At 52.8% G+C, this 22,099-nt stretch carries 19 protein-coding genes and 7 tRNA genes; 18 read left to right on the top strand and 8 right to left on the bottom strand.

Features of this window, described 5'->3' with window-relative positions; translation table 11 throughout:
• Positions 1–9: 9 nt before the first annotated feature.
• Together VIJ98_RS05620 and VIJ98_RS05615 are read right to left on the bottom strand one after the other, a co-directional pair.
• Positions 10–966, bottom strand: a complete 957-nt coding sequence (locus VIJ98_RS05620; RefSeq protein ID WP_008107017.1) for a 2-thiouracil desulfurase family protein — start codon at positions 964–966, stop codon at positions 10–12.
• A 151-nt stretch (positions 967–1,117) separates the two neighbouring features.
• The gene (locus VIJ98_RS05615) at positions 1,118–1,318 is read right to left on the bottom strand and encodes a YbfA family protein (RefSeq protein WP_323272668.1); all 201 of its coding nucleotides are present in this window, start codon (positions 1,316–1,318) and stop codon (positions 1,118–1,120) included.
• A 247-nt stretch (positions 1,319–1,565) separates the two neighbouring features.
• Here VIJ98_RS05615 and kdpE point away from each other — a divergent pair, with 247 nt between their 5' ends.
• On the top strand, positions 1,566–2,240 hold the full coding sequence (gene kdpE, locus VIJ98_RS05610) for a two-component system response regulator KdpE (RefSeq protein ID WP_008107021.1): 675 nt from the start codon (positions 1,566–1,568) through the stop codon (positions 2,238–2,240).
• Between the two features lie 39 nt (positions 2,241–2,279).
• Here the strand turns inward: kdpE and pgm are convergent, their stop codons facing one another.
• Together pgm and seqA are read right to left on the bottom strand one after the other, a co-directional pair.
• Complete coding sequence (gene pgm, locus VIJ98_RS05605) at positions 2,280–3,920, bottom strand: phosphoglucomutase (alpha-D-glucose-1,6-bisphosphate-dependent) (protein WP_323272666.1); 1,641 nt, start codon at positions 3,918–3,920, stop codon at positions 2,280–2,282.
• A gap of 24 nt (positions 3,921–3,944) precedes the next feature.
• Positions 3,945–4,484 (bottom strand): replication initiation negative regulator SeqA, encoded by a 540-nt coding sequence (gene seqA / locus VIJ98_RS05600; RefSeq protein WP_061717375.1) that lies wholly within the window; start codon positions 4,482–4,484, stop codon positions 3,945–3,947.
• Positions 4,485–4,732: 248 nt separating this feature from the next.
• On the opposite strand from seqA, the gene ybfF reads away from it, so the two are divergent.
• The 4 genes from ybfF (at position 4,733) to fur (ending at position 7,411) form a co-directional block, all read left to right on the top strand.
• Complete coding sequence (gene ybfF, locus VIJ98_RS05595) at positions 4,733–5,497, top strand: esterase (RefSeq protein ID WP_323272664.1); 765 nt, start codon at positions 4,733–4,735, stop codon at positions 5,495–5,497.
• 167 nt (positions 5,498–5,664) lie between these two features.
• Positions 5,665–5,940: a LexA regulated protein gene (ybfE, locus tag VIJ98_RS05590; protein ID WP_007890670.1), complete on the top strand. Its 276-nt coding sequence runs from the start codon at positions 5,665–5,667 to the stop codon at positions 5,938–5,940.
• A gap of 137 nt (positions 5,941–6,077) precedes the next feature.
• A complete protein-coding gene (gene fldA / locus VIJ98_RS05585; RefSeq protein WP_008107028.1) occupies positions 6,078–6,608 on the top strand; it encodes a flavodoxin FldA in 531 nt (176 codons plus the stop codon).
• Positions 6,609–6,961: 353 nt separating this feature from the next.
• Positions 6,962–7,411: a ferric iron uptake transcriptional regulator gene (gene fur / locus VIJ98_RS05580; RefSeq protein ID WP_007890672.1), complete on the top strand. Its 450-nt coding sequence runs from the start codon at positions 6,962–6,964 to the stop codon at positions 7,409–7,411.
• Positions 7,412–7,469: 58 nt separating this feature from the next.
• Here fur and VIJ98_RS05575 read toward each other — a convergent pair whose 3' ends face one another.
• The 3 genes from VIJ98_RS05575 to nagE all read right to left on the bottom strand — a co-directional run bounded on the left by VIJ98_RS05575 (position 7,470) and on the right by nagE (position 11,912).
• On the bottom strand, positions 7,470–7,865 hold the full coding sequence (locus VIJ98_RS05575) for a hypothetical protein (RefSeq protein WP_323272662.1): 396 nt from the start codon (positions 7,863–7,865) through the stop codon (positions 7,470–7,472).
• Positions 7,866–8,100: 235 nt separating this feature from the next.
• A complete protein-coding gene (gene glnS / locus VIJ98_RS05570) occupies positions 8,101–9,768 on the bottom strand; it encodes a glutamine--tRNA ligase (RefSeq protein ID WP_008107035.1) in 1,668 nt (555 codons plus the stop codon).
• A 152-nt stretch (positions 9,769–9,920) separates the two neighbouring features.
• On the bottom strand, positions 9,921–11,912 hold the full coding sequence (gene nagE / locus VIJ98_RS05565; protein ID WP_407330298.1) for an N-acetylglucosamine-specific PTS transporter subunit IIBC: 1,992 nt from the start codon (positions 11,910–11,912) through the stop codon (positions 9,921–9,923).
• A gap of 379 nt (positions 11,913–12,291) precedes the next feature.
• Between nagE and nagB the strand changes: the two genes are divergently transcribed.
• The 12 genes from nagB to VIJ98_RS05505 all read left to right on the top strand — a co-directional run bounded on the left by nagB (position 12,292) and on the right by VIJ98_RS05505 (position 19,186).
• Positions 12,292–13,092, top strand: a complete 801-nt coding sequence (gene nagB, locus VIJ98_RS05560; protein ID WP_061717380.1) for a glucosamine-6-phosphate deaminase — start codon at positions 12,292–12,294, stop codon at positions 13,090–13,092.
• Positions 13,093–13,153: 61 nt separating this feature from the next.
• On the top strand, positions 13,154–14,302 hold the full coding sequence (gene nagA, locus VIJ98_RS05555) for an N-acetylglucosamine-6-phosphate deacetylase (RefSeq protein WP_323272658.1): 1,149 nt from the start codon (positions 13,154–13,156) through the stop codon (positions 14,300–14,302).
• A gap of 7 nt (positions 14,303–14,309) precedes the next feature.
• Positions 14,310–15,530: an N-acetylglucosamine repressor gene (locus VIJ98_RS05550; protein ID WP_137385370.1), complete on the top strand. Its 1,221-nt coding sequence runs from the start codon at positions 14,310–14,312 to the stop codon at positions 15,528–15,530.
• A gap of 42 nt (positions 15,531–15,572) precedes the next feature.
• Positions 15,573–16,325, top strand: coding sequence for an HAD-IIA family hydrolase (locus VIJ98_RS05545; RefSeq protein WP_036649098.1), 753 nt, complete (start codon positions 15,573–15,575; stop codon positions 16,323–16,325).
• Positions 16,326–16,642: 317 nt separating this feature from the next.
• A complete protein-coding gene (gene asnB, locus VIJ98_RS05540; RefSeq protein ID WP_008107047.1) occupies positions 16,643–18,310 on the top strand; it encodes an asparagine synthase B in 1,668 nt (555 codons plus the stop codon).
• A gap of 215 nt (positions 18,311–18,525) precedes the next feature.
• Positions 18,526–18,602, top strand: a tRNA-Met gene (locus VIJ98_RS05535).
• A 7-nt stretch (positions 18,603–18,609) separates the two neighbouring features.
• Positions 18,610–18,694, top strand: a tRNA-Leu gene (locus VIJ98_RS05530).
• A 21-nt stretch (positions 18,695–18,715) separates the two neighbouring features.
• Positions 18,716–18,790: transfer RNA gene (locus VIJ98_RS05525), tRNA-Gln, on the top strand.
• A gap of 34 nt (positions 18,791–18,824) precedes the next feature.
• Positions 18,825–18,899 (top strand) — tRNA-Gln (locus VIJ98_RS05520).
• A gap of 26 nt (positions 18,900–18,925) precedes the next feature.
• A tRNA-Met gene (locus VIJ98_RS05515) sits at positions 18,926–19,002 on the top strand.
• A gap of 6 nt (positions 19,003–19,008) precedes the next feature.
• A tRNA-Gln gene (locus VIJ98_RS05510) sits at positions 19,009–19,083 on the top strand.
• Positions 19,084–19,111: 28 nt separating this feature from the next.
• Positions 19,112–19,186: transfer RNA gene (locus VIJ98_RS05505), tRNA-Gln, on the top strand.
• An 86-nt stretch (positions 19,187–19,272) separates the two neighbouring features.
• Here VIJ98_RS05505 and ubiF read toward each other — a convergent pair.
• Positions 19,273–20,445, bottom strand: coding sequence for a 3-demethoxyubiquinol 3-hydroxylase (gene ubiF, locus VIJ98_RS05500; RefSeq protein ID WP_323272656.1), 1,173 nt, complete (start codon positions 20,443–20,445; stop codon positions 19,273–19,275).
• A 169-nt stretch (positions 20,446–20,614) separates the two neighbouring features.
• Here ubiF and miaB point away from each other — a divergent pair, with 169 nt between their 5' ends.
• Positions 20,615–22,039: a tRNA (N6-isopentenyl adenosine(37)-C2)-methylthiotransferase MiaB gene (gene miaB, locus VIJ98_RS05495; protein WP_008103648.1), complete on the top strand. Its 1,425-nt coding sequence runs from the start codon at positions 20,615–20,617 to the stop codon at positions 22,037–22,039.
• Positions 22,040–22,099: the final 60 nt, after the last annotated feature.

Below are 22,099 nucleotides of genomic sequence, written 5' to 3'. Positions count from 1 at the left end.
GCCCCGAAATTATTGTCCGTAGCGCAAACGCAGCGCTTCCGGATAAGGATCAAAGTAGCGCTGTTGTGCCAGCCACGGATGCGGATATTCCGCCATGTAGTGTTTCAGCATGGTGATCGGTGCTAACAGTGGCTGCACGCCAAGACGATAGCGATCAATCAGTTGCGCCAGCTCCTGACGCTGCGGCGAACTCAGCTGCGGACGGAAGTAGCCTTGTACATGCATCAGCACATTGGTGTGATTACGTCGCGATGCCTGATGTGACATCAGGTGCATCAGGCGATTGCGGTACTCAAAGGCGTAATCCTCCAGCGAATCCCACTGATCCATCGCCGCGACAAAACGACCCATTTCGCGATACTCATCCTGCGCGTGAGAAAGCAGCAGCAATTTGTAGCGGCTATGGAAGGCCATCAGCTTGTGGCGCGATAATCCGCTGCGCCACATTTCGTTGAATTCATGCAGCGCGTAAACGCGGCCAATAAAGTTTTCACGGATAGCGTCATCGTGCAAACGACCATCCTCTTCCAGCGGCAGCCACGGCATCTCTTTCTGCAGAAATGCAGTAAACATGCCGGTGCCTGCTTTACGGTTGTTGTTGGTTTCAGGCTCGTAAACGCGGACGCGTTCCAATCCACAGCTTGGCGATTTGGCACACAAAATGTAGCCGCACAGATGATGCAGCGACTTGACCCGCTCAGCGGACCAGCGCTGCATCTCTTCTGTCACCTCTTCGCCGCCATCTTTACTGAAACAGAGATGGATATTTTCATCGCTCTCTTTTACCAGCCGCAAAGCCGGACGCGGCGTCGGTAAGCCAATCGCCATTTCGGGACATACAGGTTCAAAGCGCACAAATGGGACGAGTTCGTCGGTGGCGAAGGCAAAACGTTTGTGGCCGCCATCAAATCGGACGTTATCTCCGAGCAGGCAAGCGCTGATACCAACAGGAATTTTCTCGCTCATACTTGTACAACCTCAGAAATCTTGTAGAGGTTTTAAGTGTAGCTGAAATGCGCGTGGATAACAGCGGGAACGCGCGGTGGGCGTGAATTTATCGATAAAAAAACCCGGCGCTTCGCGGGAAGTCGCCGGGTTAATACTGCGCTGAAATCGCTTACCAGTGAATACCGGCAGCCGATTCCGACTGCGCCAGCCAAACCGGTTTAGTGCTGGTTTTGCACCACATACGATGCAGGTAACTGTACAAACGCGCGCGATCCGAGCGGAATAACATCACTGGCAGCGCCAGTAAACCGATTGCTACCACCAGCACGCGGCGCAGTACGATTTTATACAGTGGATATGCTCGATCCATTTTTTGGCCCCCTTGTGGTAAACATTGCGTTGAAATGTGATCTGGTTCAGATATTACCCGTTGTTGTGTAATTTTACTACTCATCCGACCACTTTATTTGCGCTTTTTTCCATCAATTTAAGTGGTGATGAAATTTAGTTACAAGATTGTAAATTTAACGATCCCTTCAAGTTAAAAACTTCGTGACGGACGCCGGGCCGCTTTATTGCTAAAGTGATGCGTTAACTTTTTTGCCGCTGGAGGCAGCGTGACGACCATCTTGATAGTGGAAGATGAAAAAGAGATTCGCCGTTTCGTGCGCCTGGCGCTGGAGAGCGAAGGCCTTAAAATTGTGGAAGCGGAGCAACTGCAACGCGGCCTGATTGAAGCGGCAACGCGTAAGCCCGATCTGGTGATCCTCGATCTCGGCTTGCCGGATGGTGATGGCAATGACTTTATCCGTGAAGTACGCCAGTGGAGCAGCATGCCAGTGATTGTGCTGTCTGCGCGTAGCGATGAGCAGGATAAGATTGATGCGCTGGATGCTGGTGCGGATGATTACCTCACCAAGCCGTTTGGCATTGGTGAACTGCTGGCGCGCGTGCGCGTGGCGCTGCGTCGCCATCAAAGCAGCCAGCCTGAACCGATTGTGAAATTTGGCGAAGTCAGCGTCGATTTGGCGGCGCGGCGCGTGCTGCGCAACCAACAGGAAGTGCATTTGACGCCGACGGAGTTTCGTCTGCTGAGCTTGCTACTGAATAATGCCGGAAAAGTGCTGACTCAGCGTCAGTTGCTAAATCAGGTTTGGGGCCCGAATGCGGTGGAGCACAGCCACTATTTACGCATCTATATGGGCCACTTGCGGCAGAAGCTGGAAGCGAATCCCACGCAGCCCAGCCATTTGCTGACCGAAACCGGCATCGGCTATCGATTTATGCCATAAAAAAAGGCCGCTAAGCGGCCTTTTCTCTTCACCGCCCTATCAGGCGTTTTTCAATACTTCGCTAACAATCTCAACCGCTTCTTTCTCGATTTGCTGACGATGTTCAGCACCAAGGAAGCTTTCGCAGTAGATTTTGTAAGCGTCTTCGGTACCTGATGGACGCGCGGCAAACCAGCCGTTTTCCGTCATCACTTTCAGACCACCGATTGACGCACCGTTACCCGGCGCGGCAGTCAGGCGTGCGGTGATCGGATCACCCGCCAGCGTATCAGCGTTCACCATTTCTGGAGACAGCTTAGACAGCGCCGCTTTCTGTGCCGAAGTCGCCGGAGCCTGCAGACGGTTATAGCTTGGCGCACCAAAGCGCTCTGCCAGCTCGTCATAATGCTGCTGCGGGTTCTTGCCGGTGACCGCTGTGATTTCAGCGGCCAGCAGACACATAATGATGCCGTCTTTATCGGTTGACCAGGCTGAGCCATCGAAACGCAGGAAGGATGCACCCGCGCTCTCTTCACCGCCGAAACCGAAGCTGCCGTCGAACAGACCATCAACAAACCATTTGAAACCAACCGGTACTTCTACCAGCTTGCGGCCAATGTCGTTGACGACGCGGTCGATCATTGCGCTGGAAACCAGAGTTTTACCAACAGCAACCTCTTTGCCCCACTGTGGACGATGCTGGAACAGGTAGTTGATCGCTACCGCCAGATAGTGGTTCGGATTCATCAGACCCGCAGGCGTGACGATGCCATGGCGGTCGTAATCAGGATCGTTACCAAAGGCCAGGTCGAATTTGTCTTTGTACGCCAGCAAACCGGCCATCGCGCATTCAGATGAGCAGTCCATACGCACCACGCCATCTTTATCCAGATGCATGAAGCGGAAAGTCTGGTCGACCGCGTCGTTAACGATGGTCAGATCAAGCTTGTAGTGCTCAGCAATGCGCTGCCAGTAAGCAATACCGGAACCGCCTAATGGATCGACGCCAATTTTCAGGCCGGCTTTCTGAATCGCCGCAAAGTCGATGACCTGCGCCAGACCTTCAACGTACGGCTGGATCAGATCCTGCTCAACGATATGGCCGCTTGCCCATGCCTGATCCAGCGGCAGACGTTTCACGTCTTTCAGCTCGCCTTTGATCAGCTGGTTAGCGCGATCTTCCACCACTTTGGTGACGTTGGTATCAGCCGGGCCACCGTTTGGCGGATTGTATTTGATACCGCCATCTTCCGGTGGATTGTGCGAAGGCGTGATAACGATGCCGTCCGCCTGCACGCCGCCGCGTTTATTGTGCTCAAGAATCGCGTTAGAGATCGCAGGCGTTGGCGTATAGCCGTTGTCCTGCTGCACAATCACGTCCACGCCGTTAGCGGCCAGCACTTCCAGCACGGACAGAATCGCCGGCTCAGACAGCGCATGCGTATCTTTACCGACGTAGCATGGACCGGTGATGCCGTTCTTTTTGCGCTCTTCAGCAATCGCCTGCGCGATCGCCAAAATGTGCTGTTCGTTGAAGCTTTGGCGTCCCGCGCTGCCGCGGTGGCCTGAAGTGCCAAATTTCACCGCATGATCCGGATTCGCCACATCGGGCTTCAGGACGTAATACTGAGAGGTTAATTGTGCAACGTTAATCAAATCGCTCTGCTGGGCAGGCTGCCCGGCACGGGGGTGATTGGCCATTGGCGCTTCTCCCTGACGCTTCAGTTAAATGGTGCCGCGAACTTTCTCTGTCAGTTCCTGTGGGAACTGCATAGCCAGCATGATGTGTTCCACCATGCTGCATTTGCGACCTGTATTGGTATTCGTGATCACCCAGTACGGCGTGCCGGGAACGTGCTTCGGCTTGGTATGGGTGCCATTTTGCAGCAGCGTGTGCTCGTCGCCCGCAAAGTAGACGCGGGTACGGCCCTGCAGCGAGGCAGTCGCTTCAGCAAACGCCGCCGGATCAAGACGATAGAGCGTTGACAGTACCAACATGAAGCGGTTAACCGCCTTATTCTGCTCGGCATATTCATCGGAGAGCAGCAGCTCACGTACCGCGCGGACGCGATCCTGAGGACGCGCTTCGCGGCTGGCAGGTTGCGCTTCTTTCACTGATGCACCAGCGGCGGGCGCAGCAGGTGCGCTCTGTCCGGCGGTGAACTTCAACATGCGGCGCAAAATATCAGAGGCGCTTTCACCAATGTGCTGCGTGTGGCTGGCAATATAACGGTAGAGTTCTTCGTCAACTTCAATCGTTTTCATCTTTTTCCGTACGATTCTGGCAAATGACAGAACCACGCATTAGTGCAACGGCCTTAGCAAAATCCAGTCGTGCAAAACGTGAGCGGGTTCTAACATAAGGATTATAAAGTTAAATCCGTGGCAGCCGATAGCGTTGGCAACGCTTCCGGGCAAAAGTCGGAATATGCCCTAATGCCCACCGGCCTGACTGCTGGACAGGTGAATCCATGATAACCTAAGCCAAGGTCACAACCGTAAGAACTTTAGCCATGATTTTGAACGCCCGTCTGCAAACTGAACAATCTGCCCCCGATGCCACACCGATTCTGTTAATCCATGGTCTTTTTGGTAGCCTTGATAACCTTGGCGTGCTGGCGCGTGGGGTGCGTGACGTACGTCCGACGCTGCAGGTTGATGTGCGCAACCACGGCTTGTCGGCACGTAGCGATGAGATGAATTATCACGTGATGGCGCAGGACATTGTCGAAACGCTGGATGCGCATCAGATCGATCGCGCTGGTGTGATTGGCCATTCGATGGGCGGTAAAATCGCCATGGCGCTCAGTGCCATCGCGCCGGAACGCATCGAAAAAATGGTGATGATCGATATCGCGCCCGTTGATTACCAAACGCGCCGCCACGACGAAATTTTTGCCGCTATTCGCGCCGTTACCACCGCAGGCGTCACGCGCCGCAGTGAGGCCGCAGAAGTAATGCGTCAGCATATTGATGAAGAAGGCGTGATCCAGTTCATCCTCAAGTCTTTAGCCGAGGGCGAGTGGCGCTTTAATGTGCCGGTGTTGTGGGATAACTACAGCACCATCTCCGGCTGGAAAGAGATTCCTGCATGGCCGCATCCGGCACTGTTTATCCGCGGCGGCGATTCGCCTTATCTGGATAATCGGCATCGCGATGCGCTGCTGCGTCAGTTCCCGCAGGCGCATGCACATGTGATCAGCGGAGCTGGACATTGGGTGCACGCCGAGAAACCCGATGCGGTGTTACGCGCCGTTCGGCGTTTTTTTAACCTGTAAAAGCAAAAGCTTGCCGCTTGCGCTTTAGGGTTGGCGTCAGGGAAGGCGCTGGAGTATGATGTCGCGCTAAAAATTTGCCACGGATATTTTTTCGCCGTGGTCGGGCCGATAATGTTTTAATCGCGCAGCGCCTTTCCGCCGTTCGCGCCCACTCAGTTTTACAAACCATGGCAAAAGAACAGACAGACCGCACTACGCTTGATCTCTTCGCAGACGAGCGGCGTCCTGGTCGCCCGAAAACCAGCCCGCTGACGCGTGATGAACAGTTACGCATCAACAAACGCAACCAGCTCAAGCGCGATAAAGTGCGTGGGCTGCGTCGTGTTGAGCTGAAGATGTCGAGCGAGGCAGTTGACGCGCTCAGCACGCTGGCCGATCAGCAAAACATCAGTCGCAGCGAATTGATTGAACAAATGCTGCTGGCACAGCTCAAACTGTCGTAACGCGCGAAGACCGCACGCTGGAACACAAAGTCACGGCTTTACAAGTTCCGCACTTTTTACCGGTCTGCTATTATTCGCATAACTGTGCAGTCAACTGACTTACTTTCACAATCAGGATTCAAGAGGTTACCTAACCCATGGCAATCGTAGGCATTTTCTTCGGCAGCGATACCGGCAACACTGAAAACATTGCAAAGATGATCCAGAAACAACTGGGTAAAGATGTCGCCGAAGTGCATGACATTGCTAAGAGCACCAAAGAAGATCTCGATGCATTCGACATCCTGCTGCTGGGTATTCCAACCTGGTATTACGGCGAAGCGCAGTGTGACTGGGATGATTTTTTCCCGACGCTGGAAGAGATTGATTTCAATGGCAAGCTGGTAGCGCTGTTTGGTTGTGGCGATCAGGAAGATTATGCCGAGTACTTCTGTGACGCGATGGGCACCATCCGTGACATCATCGAGCCAAACGGTGCGGTGATTGTTGGTCACTGGCCAACCGAAGGCTATCATTTCGAAGCCTCTAAAGGTCTGGCCGATGACAAAAACTTCCTGGGTCTGGCGATTGATGAAGATCGTCAACCAGAATTGACCAACGAACGTGTTGAGAAGTGGGTGAAGCAGATCTTCGATGAGCTGCAGCTGAAAGAGATTATTGAAGCTTAATTCCCTGCTCTGCCCGATGTGCGCGCTGCCTCACATCGGGCAACGGAATTTCCTATAAAAATAATAGCTACGGTTTTTTAACTTTTCCCCGCAAATCTGTAGAATACCCGCAATGGTCATCCGCTTATTCCTCTGGCAGTAGAATGAGGCTGAGTGAAATGGAATCCAAAACCCAAGCGTCCTGAAGACGTTAGTGACTTATCCTTACAACCTTTGGTGATTAAGGACGTTGCCTTGGTTTTCATTTCACTGCTTGAGTTCTATAATGAGACGCAAATGAGAATGCGCGTTGACCTAAACATTCAAGGCCCCTGCGCCGCAAGTGACTAGCAAAGTAACAGGACAATATCCGCATGACTGACAACAACTCCGCATTGAAGAAGGCTGGCCTGAAAGTCACGCTACCCAGACTGAAAATTCTGGAAGTGCTTCAGGGACCCGGCCCCGAGTCCCATCACGTCAGTGCGGAAGATTTGTATAAGCGCCTGATCGATATGGGCGAAGAGATTGGTCTGGCAACGGTGTATCGCGTTCTTAACCAGTTTGACGACGCGGGCATCGTAACCCGTCATAACTTTGAAGGCGGCAAATCTGTCTTCGAACTGACTCAGCAACATCACCACGATCACTTGATCTGCCTGGATTGTGGCAAAGTTATCGAATTCAGCGATGAATCAATCGAAACGCGTCAGCGTGAAATTGCCACTCGCCACGGCATCAAGCTTAGCAACCACAGCCTGTACCTGTATGGTCACTGTGCTCTGGGAGACTGCCGCGAAGACGATACGCTCCACGATAAGTAATTGAGTGTGCTATGCAGTATAAAAAAACCGGCTTAAGCCGGTTTTTTTATGTCTGAAATCAGGCAACGAGCGTTTCCTGCAAGTAGCGCCAGCGCGGAATGGCGGTGCTGCAATCCAGTACCGCCAGAGAAATGCGGGTCTGATTGGTGCCATTCATCATCTGCAATTCACGATACTGAATTGTGACTTCGTCGCTTTGCTGCGAAATGATGGCGTGCTCACTGGTGGCAATTCGCATCCCTTCACGCTGCCCCTGCAACTGGCGAAACAGTGTTTCCATCTCATTAAGATCAAGCTGTTTACCCTGAGGCGTAACCATTTTGAAGTCGGGATGAAAGTACGACAAGAACAGATCAATGCTGTCATCACTGCCTTCTGCCTGATTGAAAATACGTTCGATAAGCTGATGTAAAACCACCACGCTATGTTTGGCTTCCAGGGCGAGACTTGTCATTTTTTATCCTTTGATTACCCGCAGAGCAACGGCTGAGAGCGCATAGCCTACCTGAAAAAAAGTTTTTCACACTGGCAAATGGTTTAATTTTGCTAAAGTCAGAATAGTCGCAAATAAGGAATTAAAGGCTAATTGCAGCGGGCAGCATAAAAGGTCGTATCTGGTTAAATCGAGACAATAAAAAAGGGCGATTGCTCGCCCTTTCATGATCTTATCGTGCTAGCGACAAAATGTATTAATCGCCGATTTTTGCCCAGGTATCACGCAAACCAACGGTGCGGTTAAACACCAGTTTGGATGGCTGTGAATAGACGCTATCAGCACAGAAATAGCCTTCGCGTTCGAACTGGTACGGTGCCATTGGATCGGCTGCACGCAAACCTGGCTCCACGAAGCCCTGTTTGATTTCCAGCGAGTTCGAGTTGATGGTGGTGAGGAAATCCTCAGCCGCGCCCGGATTTGGCACACTGAACAGACGATCGTACAGGCGGAATTCCGCTGGCAGCGCGTGAATTGCAGAAACCCAATGGATGACGCCTTTCACTTTACGGCCATCAGCCGGATCTTTGCTCAGCGTATCAACGTCGCAGGTACAATAGATGCAGGTGATATTGCCTTCATCATCCTTCGCCACACGTTCGGCACGGATCACGTAAGCATTACGCAGACGCACTTCTTTGCCCAGCACCAGACGTTTGTACTGCTTGTTAGCTTCTTCACGGAAGTCCGCGCGATCGATCCACACTTCACGGCTGAATGGCACTTCACGCGTACCCATCTCAGGTTTGTTCGGATGATTCGGCATGCTGATGATCTCTTCGTGACCTGCAGGCAGGTTCTCGATCACCACTTTCAGCGGATCCATTACGGCCATAGCACGCGGTGCGTTTTCATTGAGATCGTCACGAATGCACGATTCCAGTGAAGCCATCTCCACGATATTGTCCTGTTTAGTCACACCAATACGGCGGCAGAACTCACGGATGGAAGCGGCGCTGTAACCACGACGACGCAGACCAGACACGGTCAGCATGCGCGGATCGTCCCAGCCTTCGACAACCTTCTCGCTCACCAGCTGAGTCAGTTTACGCTTCGACATCACCGCGTATTCCAGATTCAGGCGTGAGAACTCGTACTGACGCGGATGAACCGGAATGGTGATGTTATCCAGCACCCAATCGTACAGACGACGGTTATCCTGGAACTCCAGCGTACAGAGAGAGTGGGTAATGCCTTCAATCGCATCCGAAATGCAATGGGTGAAGTCGTACATCGGATAGATGCACCACTTGCTGCCAGTCTGATGGTGATCGGCAAACTTAATGCGATACAGCACTGGATCGCGCATCACAATGAAGCTGGAAGCCATGTCGATTTTGGCACGCAGACAGGCTTTGCCCTCTTCGAAACCGCCATCGCGCATCTTCTGGAACAGCGCTAAGTTCTCTTCCACGCTGCGATCGCGATACGGGCTGTTTTTGCCCGGCGCCGTCAGGGAACCGCGATATTCACGGATCTCATCTGCTGACAGTTCATCAACATAGGCCAGGCCTTTGTTAATCAGCTCAACCGCATAGTTGAACAGTTGGTCGAAGTAGTCTGAGGAGTAACGAATGTTGCCGCTCCACTCAAAGCCCAGCCATTGCACATCACGCTTAATGGATTCGACAAACTCCAGATCTTCTTTTACTGGGTTAGTGTCGTCGAAACGCAGATTGCACTGACCTTGGTAGTCTTGCGCGATACCAAAGTTCAGGCAGATGGATTTCGCATGGCCAATATGCAAATAACCATTGGGCTCAGGCGGGAAACGGGTATGCACACTGCTGTGCTTACCGCTCGCCAAATCTTCGTCGATGATCTGACGAATAAAGTTCGTTGGGCGGGCTTCAGCCTCACTCATCTCAAAATCCTCAAAAACTATAACGGGTGATTTGTACCACGAAGTAACGGAGTATGATCCACAAAGCGCAGGAGGGAAACAACCGTTTGTTGGTCGTTTTAAAACAAAAAAGGCAGGAATTGCTTCCTGCCTTCTGGCTCAATCACAAGGACTTAGCCTTTAACCTCGTACAGCGGGGTTTGGCCTGCAACCACTGAACCGGTTGCCAGTAAATTCAGACCAGCGAAATCATCGCTGTTGCTGACCACAACCGGACTGATCATCGAGCGGGCGTTGGCATTGAGGAAGTCCAAATCCATTTCCAGGATTGGCTGGCCTGCAGTGACCGTTGCGCCCTCTTCAACCAGACGCGTGAAGCCTTTACCTTCCAGCGCTACCGTATCCAGACCCATGTGCACGACGATCTCGACACCGTTTTCCGCTTCGAGGCAGAACGCATGGTTGGTATTGAAGATCTTCACCACGGTTCCGGCGGTTGGCGCAACCACGGTTTTACCGGTTGGTTTGATCGCCAGACCATCGCCGACTGCCTTGCTGGCGAACGCTTCGTCAGGCACATTTTCCAGCGCGACAATTTCACCGGTTACCGGCGCCAGCAGCGTGGCAATCACGGCTTTTTCACTATTCAGCACGGCCTGAGGTTTTACTTCTGTAGCAGGCGCAGCCGTTGACGCAGCAGCGGATGCCGCAACCGGGCCTTTGCTCAGGACAGTTTTCATTGCCATTGCAATGCTTTCTGCCTGAGTACCGACGATGACCTGCACGCTTTGTTTGTTCAGACGAATCACACCGGACGCACCGAGACGCTTAGCCACACCTTCATTAACCTGCGCGGAATCTTTAACGTTCAGACGCAGACGAGTGATACAAGCATCGATGTGGGTCAGGTTTTCTGAGCCACCTACCGCCGCAATGTAACGACGTGCCAGAGATTCAGTTTGGCTTTCACCGCTGCCGCTGTTATCGACATTTACGTCATAACCATCGGTTTCATCGCCCGCAGAGAGTTCGCGGCCCGGCGTCATCAGGTTGAATTTCTGGATGGTGAAGCGGAACACCGCATAGTAGATAACGAAGAATACCAAACCTTGTGGGATCAGCATCCACCAGTGGACCGCCAGCGGGTTACGCGTTGACAGCACCATATCCACCAGACCCGCACTGAAGCCGAAACCAGCAATCCACTGCATGCTCGCGGCGATGAACACTGAAAGACCGGTTAATGCAGCGTGAATCACATACAGCACCGGCGCCACGAACATGAAGGAGAATTCCAGCGGTTCGGTGATACCGGTAAAGAACGCTGCAAAGGCAGCTGCCAACATGATACCGCCGACTTTGGCGCGGTTTTCTGGGCGGGCGCAGTGGTAAATTGCCAGCGCTGCACCTGGAAGACCAAACATCATGATTGGGAAGAAGCCCGCCTGATAACGACCGGTGATGCCTGGGATACCGGTACCTTCAGCGATAGACTGCGCGCCGCCGAGGAATTTAGGAATATCGTTAATGCCAGCAACGTCGAACCAGAATACCGAGTTCAATGCGTGATGCAGACCAACAGGAATCAGCAGACGGTTAAAGAAGGCGTAGACGCCCGCACCGATTGAACCCATTTTCTGGATATGTTCACCAAAGCTTACCAGTCCACCGAAAATGATCGGCCAGATGTACATTAGTACGAAGGCGACGACTATCATCAGGAAGGAGACAAGGATCGGCACTAAACGGCGACCACTAAAGAACGACAGCGCTTTCGGTAGCTCAACATGGCTGAAGCGGTTATAAACTTCAGCAGAGAGAATACCCACCAGGATACCAACAAACTGGTTATTGATTTTACCGAAGGCGGCAGGAACTTGCTCCACCGGTATTTTCTGAATCATCGCTACCGCAGCCGGTGAACAGAGTGTGGTCACCACCAGGAAGCCGACGAAGCCGGTTAACGCTGCTGCACCGTCTTTATCTTTTGACATACCGTATGCCACACCAATGGCAAACAGCACGGACATGTTGTCGATGATCGCCGAACCGGATTTGATCAGCAGTGCCGCCAGCGCATTACCTGCGCCCCAGCTATCTGGATCGATCCAATATCCGACACCCATCAAGATTGCCGCTGCCGGCAGAGTCGCTACCGGCACCATAAGCGCGCGGCCGACCTTTTGCAGATATCCTAATACACTCACCTTATTCTCCCCCTATGAGACTGGCGTTTTGCCGTGGCGCAGGTTGATTTTATTATCCCGTCGCCCGGTACCTTGATGACTCTTTTCACCACGAGGCGCAGTGTAAAGACAAATTAATTCGCCTCGCAAATTAAAACCACTACAACTGTGACTTTAATCACCAAAATGGTGGTTTGATAATGCGAAATGCTAGCCAGCACCACAAACTTATTTTATGATGAAAAATATCGAGTCGCACTTTTCCCGGATGGCTACGCTTAAACGCATTACGCTTAAAGGCAGAAAACTGTCAGAGAAACGGCAACTCCACATTTCCAATCTTAATTGAGGTGAAGACATGAGACTGATCCCTTTGGCCACACCGACCCAAGTGGGTAAATGGGCTGCACGCCACATTGTTAACCGCATTAATGCGTTTAAGCCTAGCGCAGAACGTCCTTTTGTGCTGGGCCTGCCAACCGGTGGAACACCGCTGGAAGCTTACAAGCACCTGATCGACATGCACAAAGCGGGCCAGGTTAGTTTCGAGCACGTTGTCACCTTCAATATGGACGAGTACGTTGGCCTGCCAAAAGAGCATCCTGAAAGTTACCACAGCTTCATGTACCGTAATTTTTTCGATCACGTTGATATTCAACCGAAAAATATCAATCTTCTGAATGGCAATGCCGAAGATATTGACGCAGAATGTCGCCAATACGAAGAGAAGATCCGCGCTTACGGCAAAATTAACTTGTTTATGGGTGGCGTAGGCAACGATGGTCACATCGCCTTTAACGAACCGGCTTCTTCACTCTCCTCACGTACCCGCATCAAAACCCTGACTCACGACACGCGCATCGCAAACTCACGTTTCTTTAACGGTGATGTGGATCAGGTGCCGAAATACGCCCTGACGGTCGGTGTCGGTACGCTGCTGGATGCCGAAGAAGTGATGATTCTGGTTACCGGCCATCTGAAAGCGCAAGCGCTGCAGGCGGCGGTTGAAGGTAACGTCAACCACATGTGGACCATCAGCTGCCTGCAGCTGCATGCCAAATCTGTCGTGGTCTGTGACGAGCCAGCCACCATGGAATTGAAAGTTAAAACCGTGAAATATTTCCGCGAAATGGAAGCGGAAAATATGAAAGGTGTGTGAGAACACGTTGTAACAAAACCTGCTGCGTTCAGGCAGCAGGCTTAGCCGGGAGAGAGAAACGATGTACGCATTAGTGAACGGCCGGATTTTTACCGGCCATGAAATTCTGGACAATCATGCGGTTGTGATTGCAGATGGCCTGATTGAGCGCGTGTGTCCGCGTGATGCCCTGGACGCGGCAATTGCACAGCAGGATGTGGCTGGTGCGTTTATCGCTCCTGGTTTTATTGATTTACAGCTTAACGGCTGCGGCGGCGTGCAGTTCAACGATGACATCAATGCACTGAGCGTTGAAACGCTGGAGATCATGCAGCGCGCCAACGAGAAGTCAGGCTGCACCAGCTATTTGCCGACGCTGATTACCAGCACCGATGCGCTGATGAAACGTGCCGTCGAAACCATGCGCGCCTATCTGGCGAAGCATCAGAATCAGGCCATCGGCCTGCATCTGGAAGGCCCGTGGCTGAATAAAGCCAAGAAAGGCACGCACAATCCTGAACTGATTCGCCTGCCGGATGCCGAGCTGGTGGATTTCCTCTGCACCAATGCCGACGTTATCACTAAAGTCACGCTGGCACCTGAAAATGCAGGTATCGAAGTGATTCGCAAGCTGCGTGATGCCGGCATTATCGTGTCAGCCGGTCACTCCAACGCAACCTATGAAGAAGCAAAAATCGGCTTCAGCGCGGGCGTCAGTTTTGCCACGCATCTTTATAATGCTATGCCAACCTTCGCCGGACGTGAGCCAGGTCTGATCGGTGCGCTGTTTGATTCGCCTGATGTATACTGCGGCATCATTGCGGATGGTTTACATGTCCATTACGCTAATGTGCGCAATGCAAAACGCATTAAAGGCGACAAACTGGTGTTAGTGACGGATGCCACAGCACCGGCGGGCGCGTCGATTGATCAATTCATTTTTGCAGGCAAAACAATATACTATCGCGATGGCCTGTGCGTTGACGAGAACGGTACGCTCAGCGGTTCTGCCTTGACCATGATTGAAGCGGTGCAGAACAGCGTTGAACATTGCGGTATCGCTCTTGATGAAGCGCTGCGTATGGCGACGCTCTATCCGGCGCAGGCGATGGGTGTGGAGAAGCAGTTAGGCACGGTCGAAGCAGGAAAAGTCGCCAACCTGACTGTCTTTACCCGCGATTATCAAATCACTAAGACGTTCGTCAACGGAGACAACGTCCTCAGCGAGTAAGCATTGAATGACCACTGGCGGCCAGTCTCAAATAGGAAATGTTGATCTTGTTAAACAACTTAATAGTGCAGCCGTCTATCGGCTAATCGATCAACAAGGGCCGATTTCGCGCATTCAGATTGCCGAACACAGTCAGCTTGCGCCCGCCAGTGTCACCAAAATTACCCGCCAGCTCATTGAGCGCGGCCTCATTAAAGAGGTGGAGCAACAAGCCTCCACCGGTGGGCGCCGCGCCATCTCCATCATCACTGAAACCCGTCATTTTCATACTATCGGCGTGCGCTTAGGACGTAATGACGCGACGTTGACGCTGTTTGATCTGAGTGGGAAATCGCTGGCGCAGGAAGATTATCCGCTGCCGGAGCGCACGCAGGAAACGCTGGAGAATGCGCTGTTCAATGCCATCAGCGCCTTTATGGCGGCGCATCAGCGGAAGATTCATGAACTAATTGCCATCTCGGTGATTCTGCCTGGTTTGGTTGATCCCATTAACGGCATCATTCGCTATATGCCGCACATCGCGGTAAGTCACTGGCCGCTGGTTTCCAGCCTGAAAAAACGCTTTAACGTCACCAGCTTTGTGGGCCATGACATTCGCAGCCTGGCGCTGGCCGAGCACTACTTCGGTGCAAGTCGCGATTGCGCAGACTCCATTCTGGTGCGTCTACACCGCGGAACCGGTGCCGGAATCATCGCCAACGGCCATATTTTCCTCGGCAGTAACGGTAACGTCGGCGAGATTGGCCATATTCAGGTCGATCCGTTGGGTGAACGTTGCCACTGCGGCAACTTTGGCTGTCTGGAAACCATTGCAGCGAATGGCGCGATTGAAAACCGCGTGCGTCACCTTCTCAATCAAGGCTATCCCAGTTCATTAACCTTGAATGACTGCCTGATGCCACAGATATGCCGCGCCGCTAACCACGGCGACGCGCTGGCGTGTGAAGTGATTGAGTATGTCGGCCGCTATTTAGGAAAGGCGATTGCTATCGCCATCAACTTGTTCAATCCACAAAAAGTGGTGTTGGCCGGTGAAATTACTGAAGCCGATAAAGTGCTGTTTCCTGCCATTGAAGGGTGCATTAACACGCAGACGCTTCCCGCTTTCCGTAAAAACTTGCCGGTGGTGCGTTCCGAGCTCGATCATCGCTCGGCGATTGGCGCCTTTGCGCTGGCAAAACGCGCTATGCTGAATGGCATTTTGCTGCAACATCTGCTGGAAGAGTAATCACCAGCCCGCTTGTTTAGCGGGCCCGACCGGATGCAATTTATGACGATTAAAAGCGTAATCTGTGACATCGACGGCGTGTTGATGCACGACAATACCGCCGTTCCCGGCGCGAACGAATTTCTGCAGCGCATTCTGGCGAAGGATATGCCGTTGGTAGTGTTAACCAACTATCCTTCACAAACCGCGCTGGATCTGGCGAACCGTTTTGCCAACGCCGGCATTGACGTACCCGATTCGGTGTTTTACACCTCGGCGATGGCCACCGCCGATTTCCTGCGCCGCCAGGAAGGAAAAAAAGCCTACGTGATTGGTGAAGGTGCGCTGATTCATGAGCTGTATAAAGCCGGCTTCACCATTACTGATGTCAATCCAGATTTCGTCATCGTCGGTGAAACGCGCTCCTTCAATTGGGAAATGATGCATAAAGCTGCTTTCTTCGTGGCCAATGGCGCACGTTTTATCGCCACCAATCCCGATACCCACGCGCGCGGCTTTGTTCCGGCGTGCGGAGCGCTCTGCGCTGGCATCGAAACCATCTCCGGCCGTAAACCGTTTTATGTCGGCAAGCCGAGTCCGTACATCATGCGCGCGGCGTTAAACAAGATGCATGCGCATTCGGAAGAGACGGTCATCGTTGGCGATAACCTGCGTACAGACATTCTGGCCGGCTTCCAGGCAGGTCTGGAAACCATTCTGGTGCTGTCTGGCGTATCAACGCTGAGTGATATTGATGCGATGCCTTTCCGCCCGGATTGGATTTATCCTTCGGTTGCCGATATCGACCTGTTCTGATTCCAGCCATCACCTCTTCTTATAGCCCTGCTCATGCAGGGCTTTTGTTTTTTCTGGGGTTAAGACTGACTTTGTTGCTCACGGCATGACCACAAAACGAACAAAAATGCCATTTCATTAGATACCATCTAAAATAACCATGTATTAATTGAATAATATTCAATATTACTCGCTCATCAACATTCTTTTTATCAAAGGATCGTAATTTTGCTTGCGCTAACACCACCATTTAGCGCATTTTCTTATGCATCACGCAGTCAAGGCTGCCGGACAAACGTAGAAATAACTTCGCCACAAGGTGAGATCAGGAGTCAGTTATGTGTTCAATTTTTGGTGTGCTGGATCTGAAAAGCGATCCTATTGAGCTGCGCAAGAAAGCGCTGGAATCTTCTCGTCTGATGCGTCATCGCGGCCCGGATTGGTCAGGTGTTTATGCAGATGATAAAGCCATTCTGGTGCATGAGCGTCTGTCGATTGTTGACGTTAACAACGGCGCACAGCCGCTGTATAACGCTGACCACACCCACGTACTGGCTGTTAACGGCGAAATTTACAACCATCAGGCGCTGCGTGCTGAATTAAGCGATCGTTACGCTTTCCAGACGGGTTCTGACTGTGAAGTTATCCTCGCGCTGTATCAGGAAAAAGGCGTCGATTTCCTCGACGAACTGCAAGGCATGTTCGCCTTCATCCTGTGGGACAGCGTGAAGCAACAATATCTGATTGGCCGCGATCATATCGGCATCATCCCGCTGTATATGGGCAACGACGAGCACGGCAACCTGTATGTCGCTTCCGAGATGAAAGCACTGGTGCCGGTGTGCCGCAGCATCAAAGAGTTCCCGCCGGGAAGCTACATGTCGAGCGCCGATGGTGAAATCCGTCGTTACTGGCAGCGTGACTGGATGGAATATTCCGCCGTTGAGCACAACACCACGGATGCCGCCGAACTGAAGCATGCGCTGGAAGAGTCCGTAAAAAGCCACCTGATGTCTGACGTGCCTTACGGCGTGCTGCTTTCTGGTGGACTGGATTCATCCATCATCTCTGCTGTGACCAAACGCTTTGCTGCAAAACGCGTCGAAGATGCGGATAAGAGCGATGCATGGTGGCCGCAGTTGCACTCCTTCGCAGTTGGCCTGGAAGGTTCACCCGATCTGAAAGCTGCGAAATCGGTCGCAGAACACCTTGGCACCGTGCACCACGAAATCCATTTCACCGTGCAGGAAGGTCTGGATGCGATTCGTGATGTGATTTACCACATCGAAACCTATGATGTGACCACCATTCGCGCCTCTACGCCGATGTACTTAATGTCGCGTAAGATCAAAGCGATGGGCATCAAAATGGTGTTGTCCGGTGAAGGTGCAGATGAAGTCTTTGGCGGCTACCTCTATTTCCATAAGGCGCCAAACGCCAAAGAATTCCACGAAGAGAACGTGCGTAAATTGCTAGCTCTGCACATGTTTGACTGTGCTCGCGCCAACAAAGCGATGTCCGCCTGGGGCGTGGAAGCGCGAGTGCCGTTCCTCGACAAGAAATTCCTCGACGTGGCGATGCGCATCAACCCAGCAGACAAACTGTGCGGCAGCAACGGCAAGATGGAAAAACACATCCTGCGCGAATGCTTCTCTTCTTATCTGCCAGAGAGCGTGGCGTGGCGTCAGAAAGAGCAGTTCTCTGACGGTGTTGGCTACAGCTGGATCGATACGTTGAAAGAAGTGGCGGCGAAGCAAATTACCGACCAGCAGCTGTCGACTGCGCACTTCCGCTTCCCGTACAACACGCCGAACTCGAAAGAAGCGTATCTGTATCGTGAGATCTTTGAAGAGTTATTCCCGATCGCCAGCGCCGCAGAGTGTGTGCCGGGTGGTCCATCGGTGGCCTGTTCTTCGGCTAAAGCGATTGAGTGGGATGAAGCCTTCAAATCAATGGATGACCCATCAGGTCGTGCCGTTGGCGTGCATCAGTCCGCGTATAAATAAGGTTTTTACTCAACAAGATAAGGGGCTCAATCGAGCCCCTTTTTTATGCAATCTGTCGTGCAACCTTTGAAATTTGCCGAATAAATCACCAGCCTGGTTACAAGCCAGACAAACAGGCGTTTTAAGGCGAAAAACGGCAAAAAAATTGTTGACGCTACAAGACTCAATACGCATAATGCGCCCCGCAACGCCGATGAAGGTTACGCGAAAAAGATGGCTACGTAGCTCAGCTGGTTAGAGCACATCACTCATAATGATGGGGTCACAGGTTCAAATCCCGTCGTAGCCACCATCTTTTTGCGGGAGTGGCGAAATTGGTAGACGCACTAGATTTAGGTTCTAGCGCCGCAAGGTGTGCGAGTTCAAGTCTCGCCTCCCGCACCATTTCAGTCTTCGGCAGCCGGATGGGGTATCGCCAAGCGGTAAGGCACTGGTTTTTGATACCAGCATTCCCAGGTTCGAATCCTGGTACCCCAGCCAATCCGGATTATGTTGTGGATACAAAGTCGACGAATGGGATATCGCCAAGCGGTAAGGCACCGGTTTTTGATACCGGCATTCCCTGGTTCGAATCCAGGTATCCCAGCCATCGTCGGACGCAGTAAGCAGTACAAAGGCTACGTAGCTCAGCTGGTTAGAGCACATCACTCATAATGATGGGGTCACAGGTTCAAATCCCGTCGTAGCCACCAAATTATTGGGGTGTCGCCAAGCGGTAAGGCTCTGGTTTCTGATACCAGCATTCCGGGGTTCGAATCCCTGCACCCCAGCCATAAAAAGACAATTTGATAAAACACCTATTGGGGTGTCGCCAAGCGGTAAGGCACTGGTTTCTGATACCAGCATTCCGGGGTTCGAATCCCTGCACCCCAGCCAAATTGCACAATAAAGCCCGCTTATGCGGGCTTTATTGTTTTCTGCGTTCGGGAATTAATCAGGAGCGCATAAAGCGCTCCCTACGATCACAAACCTAATGCGTAACGCAGCACCTTGCGTTTCAACGCTCCAGCATTCTCGGCCGCAATCAGCGCCAGGTTACGTGCAAAGCGCAGCGGCGGCAGCTTGTTGCTAAACGCGAAGTAGAACAGATCCATCCCACCTTGCATCAGTAAATTGTCTTTATAACGCTGGCGATGATAGCGCTGCAGCACAGCGTCCGATGACCAGAGTTCAGCCTGGTTGCGCGCTTCGACCAAGGTCGTGATCAACGCATCCACATCCCGATAGCCCAGATTAACGCCCTGCCCGGCCAGCGGATTGATGGTGTGCGCCGCATCGCCCACCAGCGCCAATCCCGGCATCACATACCGCGTGGCATGGCGTCGCACCAGCGGGAAAGAGGCGGCGGTTTTCACCCGAATACGCCCAACACGTGCTGGGAAGTGAGCATAGATCTCTTTCTCCAGTTGCTGGAGCGGCAAACTTTGCAGCTGGCGGATGCGCGCGGGCGCGTCGTACCACACCAGCGAAGCGCGACGATCAAACAGCGGCAGGAAAGCGCGCGGCCCTTGTGGCGTAAACTGCTGCCAGGTGGAATCGCCAGCATCCTGCTCGCACTCCACGCTGATCAGCATGCAGGATTGCGCATAGTTCCAACCCCGTACGCCAATGCCCGCTAACTGCCGCACACGCGAGTTGGCGCCATCTGCGCCGACCACTAAACGCGCATCCAGCGTTTGACCATTATCCAGTTGCACATGCCAGCCGGCGCGATGCGGCTGCAAACCCTGTAAACTCGCCGGGCAGATCAGCGTGATGCCCTCTTCCTGCATCTTTTCCCACAGCGCACGTTGCAGCACGCTGTTTTCCACCATAAAGCCCAGCTCAGGCAGCCCAAGCGACGCCGCATCAAACTTCACATGCGCGTTTTGCCACTCCCAGGTTTCCAGCTGGCGGTAAGGTGCACAGCGCATCGCCTGCACGCGCGGCCAGACATTCAGTTGCTGCAGCAACGCTACCGAAGAGGCACCAATGGCGGAGATGCGCACATCCGGCTCGCTGCTGGCATCAAAGATTGCGGGTTCCGCACGTTCAATCACCGCCACGCGGAACTGCTGCTGCGCCAGACCACATGCCAGCGCCGCACCGACCATGCCACCACCCACGATCACCACATCAAAATGTGAATCCTGCATCGACTCTAATCCTTCTTTTTGCCGTGAGGCCTTCCAGCATCACTTTGATAGCTAAAGTGTACCGGAAATTAGCCGCGCGATGCGATGCAGATGCGTGAAGCCTGGTAACAACAGCGGCGAAGCATTACAATACGCGCCCTGCACTTCGCTTGAATCAATGGCTAGTTCGATGACCAAAAAACTGCACATCAAAACCTGGGGCTGTCAGATGAATGAATACGATTCATCAAAGATGGCCGATCTGCTGAACAGTACTCACGGCTACACCCTTACCGAGGAAGCTGAAGAGGCGGACGTTCTGCTGCTCAACACCTGCTCTATCCGTGAAAAGGCGCAGGAGAAGGTTTTTGCTCTGTTAGGCCGTTGGAAAAAGCTGAAAGCAACCAATCCCGATCTGATCATCGGCGTGGGTGGCTGTGTCGCCTCACAGGAAGGCGAACGCCTTCGTCAGCGCGCCAGTTACGTCGATATCGTCTTTGGCCCGCAAACGTTGCATCGCCTGCCGGAGATGATCAACACCGTGCGCGGCAGTAAAAGCCCGGTTGTTGACATCAGCTTCCCGGAAATCGAGAAGTTTGATCGCCTGCCAGAACCGCGCGCCGATGGCCCAACCGCCTTTGTGTCGATCATGGAAGGCTGCAACAAATATTGTACTTTCTGCGTGGTGCCTTACACCCGTGGCGAGGAAGTCAGCCGTCCAAGCGACGATATTCTGCTGGAAATCGCTCAGCTTGCCGCTCAGGGCGTGCGTGAAGTTAACCTGCTGGGCCAGAACGTCAACGCCTATCGCGGTGCCACTTTTGATGGCGATATCTGCACCTTTGCTGAATTGCTGCGCTTAGTGGCGGCGATCGACGGCATTGACCGAATTCGCTTTACCACCAGCCATCCGATTGAATTCACCGATGACATCATCGAGGTTTACCGCGATACGCCAGAGTTGGCGAGTTTCCTGCACCTGCCGGTTCAGAGCGGCTCAGATCGCATCCTGACGCTGATGAAGCGCGCGCACACCGCACTCGAGTACAAAGCGATTATCCGCAAGCTGAAAGCCGCGCGTCCGGATATCCAGCTGAGCTCGGATTTCATCATTGGATTCCCCGGCGAAACGCAGCAGGATTTTGAGCAGACCATGAAACTGGTTGGCGAAGTGAATTTCGATGTTAGCTTCAGCTTTATCTACTCCATGCGCCCGGGCACGCCGGCCGCCGATCTGCCTGACGATGTGACAGAAGAGGAGAAAAAGCAGCGTCTCTTCATTCTGCAGGACCGCATTAATCAGCAGGTTATGGCGTGGAGCCGCCGCATGCTGGGCACCACACAGCGCGTGCTGGTGGAAGGCATTTCACGTAAGAATGTGATGGAGCTGACCGGCCGCACGGATAATAACCGCGTGGTGAACTTTGAAGCGCCGGTAGAAATGATCGGTAAGTTTGTTGATGTCGAAATTGTTGATGTCTATGCCAGCTCCCTGCGCGGCGTGCTGGTGCGCACAGAAGATCAAATGGCGCTACGTGTGGCCGAAAGCCCGGCTTCGGTGATTGCTCGTACCCGTAAAGAGAACGACATCGGCGTCGGCATGTTCCAGCCTTGAAACCTCGAACGTTGAGCGACAGCGCACAACGCGCTGTCGCCTGTTTCATCCCAAAGCCCT

The organism is Pantoea sp. S18, from assembly GCF_045689705.1.
GTDB lineage: Bacteria > Pseudomonadota > Gammaproteobacteria > Enterobacterales > Enterobacteriaceae > Pantoea > Pantoea symbiotica.
This window is presented reverse-complemented; position numbering and strand designations above follow the sequence as displayed.

Bases quoted from the DNA above. Each gene is read 5' to 3' on its own strand.
- ybfF (WP_323272664.1), top strand. From the start codon at position 4,733: ATGATTTTGAACGCCCGTCTGCAAACTGAACAATCTGCCCCCGATGCC.
- nagB (WP_061717380.1), top strand. From the start codon at position 12,292: ATGAGACTGATCCCTTTGGCCACACCGACCCAAGTGGGTAAATGGGCT.
- pgm (WP_323272666.1), bottom strand. From the start codon at position 3,920: ATGGCCAATCACCCCCGTGCCGGGCAGCCTGCCCAGCAGAGCGATTTG.
- VIJ98_RS05545 (WP_036649098.1), top strand. From the start codon at position 15,573: ATGACGATTAAAAGCGTAATCTGTGACATCGACGGCGTGTTGATGCAC.
- VIJ98_RS05575 (WP_323272662.1), bottom strand. From the start codon at position 7,865: ATGACAAGTCTCGCCCTGGAAGCCAAACATAGCGTGGTGGTTTTACAT.
- fur (WP_007890672.1), top strand. From the start codon at position 6,962: ATGACTGACAACAACTCCGCATTGAAGAAGGCTGGCCTGAAAGTCACG.
- nagE (WP_407330298.1), bottom strand. From the start codon at position 11,912: ATGGTGCCGGTAGCGACTCTGCCGGCAGCGGCAATCTTGATGGGTGTC.
- VIJ98_RS05615 (WP_323272668.1), bottom strand. From the start codon at position 1,318: ATGGATCGAGCATATCCACTGTATAAAATCGTACTGCGCCGCGTGCTG.
- seqA (WP_061717375.1), bottom strand. From the start codon at position 4,484: ATGAAAACGATTGAAGTTGACGAAGAACTCTACCGTTATATTGCCAGC.
- VIJ98_RS05550 (WP_137385370.1), top strand. From the start codon at position 14,310: ATGACCACTGGCGGCCAGTCTCAAATAGGAAATGTTGATCTTGTTAAA.
- miaB (WP_008103648.1), top strand. From the start codon at position 20,615: ATGACCAAAAAACTGCACATCAAAACCTGGGGCTGTCAGATGAATGAA.
- glnS (WP_008107035.1), bottom strand. From the start codon at position 9,768: ATGAGTGAGGCTGAAGCCCGCCCAACGAACTTTATTCGTCAGATCATC.
- ubiF (WP_323272656.1), bottom strand. From the start codon at position 20,445: ATGCAGGATTCACATTTTGATGTGGTGATCGTGGGTGGTGGCATGGTC.
- asnB (WP_008107047.1), top strand. From the start codon at position 16,643: ATGTGTTCAATTTTTGGTGTGCTGGATCTGAAAAGCGATCCTATTGAG.
- VIJ98_RS05620 (WP_008107017.1), bottom strand. From the start codon at position 966: ATGAGCGAGAAAATTCCTGTTGGTATCAGCGCTTGCCTGCTCGGAGAT.
- fldA (WP_008107028.1), top strand. From the start codon at position 6,078: ATGGCAATCGTAGGCATTTTCTTCGGCAGCGATACCGGCAACACTGAA.
- nagA (WP_323272658.1), top strand. From the start codon at position 13,154: ATGTACGCATTAGTGAACGGCCGGATTTTTACCGGCCATGAAATTCTG.
- ybfE (WP_007890670.1), top strand. From the start codon at position 5,665: ATGGCAAAAGAACAGACAGACCGCACTACGCTTGATCTCTTCGCAGAC.